The organism is Cytobacillus sp. Bac17, from assembly GCF_024519925.1.
Lineage (GTDB): Bacteria > Bacillota > Bacilli > Bacillales > Cytobacillaceae > Cytobacillus > Cytobacillus pseudoceanisediminis.
Map to the genome: position 1 here is coordinate 1 of NZ_JALJRC010000088.1, position 650 is coordinate 650.

The following is a 650-nucleotide window of genomic DNA, read 5'->3' on the forward strand; positions in this document are numbered from 1 at the left end:
AAATGGTGGCTCAGGACGGAATCGAACCGCCGACACAAGGATTTTCAGTCCTTTGCTCTACCGACTGAGCTACTGAGCCACATATTATTTATTGTTTGTAAAAATGGCGGTCCGGACGGGACTCGAACCCGCGACCTCCTGCGTGACAGGCAGGCATTCTAACCAACTGAACTACCGGACCAGATTGCGGGGGCAGGATTTGAACCTGCGACCTTCGGGTTATGAGCCCGACGAGCTACCGGACTGCTCCACCCCGCGATAATATTATTAAATAAAATATGGAGGAGGAAAGGGGATTCGAACCCCTGCGCGGTTTGACCCGCCTGTCGGTTTTCAAGACCGATCCCTTCAGCCGGACTTGGGTATTCCTCCGTATAAATAAAATGGTGGACCTTGTAGGACTCGAACCTACGACCGGACGGTTATGAGCCGTCTGCTCTAACCAGCTGAGCTAAAGGTCCAGCATCGATGAATTAAATGGTAGCGGCGGAGGGGATCGAACCCCCGACCTCACGGGTATGAACCGTACGCTCTAGCCAGCTGAGCTACACCGCCGAAGTGTTAAAATATTTATGGTGGAGCCTAGCGGGATCGAACCGCTGACCTCCTGCGTGCAAAGCAGGCGCTCTCCCAGCTGAGCTAAGGCCCCA

Annotated in this window: 7 tRNA genes; all 7 read right to left on the minus strand. The window is 53.8% G+C overall.

The features are described from left to right. Positions 1–3: 3 nt before the first annotated feature. A tRNA-Phe gene (locus NR125_RS29240) sits at positions 4–79 on the minus strand. Positions 80–104: 25 nt separating this feature from the next. Next, a tRNA-Asp gene (locus NR125_RS29245) sits at positions 105–181 on the minus strand. A 3-nt stretch (positions 182–184) separates the two neighbouring features. After that, positions 185–258, minus strand: a tRNA-Met gene (locus NR125_RS29250). 21 nt (positions 259–279) lie between these two features. After that, positions 280–372, minus strand: a tRNA-Ser gene (locus NR125_RS29255). 12 nt (positions 373–384) lie between these two features. Further along, positions 385–461 (minus strand) — tRNA-Ile (locus tag NR125_RS29260). 17 nt (positions 462–478) lie between these two features. Next, positions 479–555: transfer RNA gene (locus NR125_RS29265), tRNA-Met, on the minus strand. Positions 556–573: 18 nt separating this feature from the next. Further along, a tRNA-Ala gene (locus NR125_RS29270) sits at positions 574–649 on the minus strand. Position 650 lies beyond the last annotated feature (1 nt).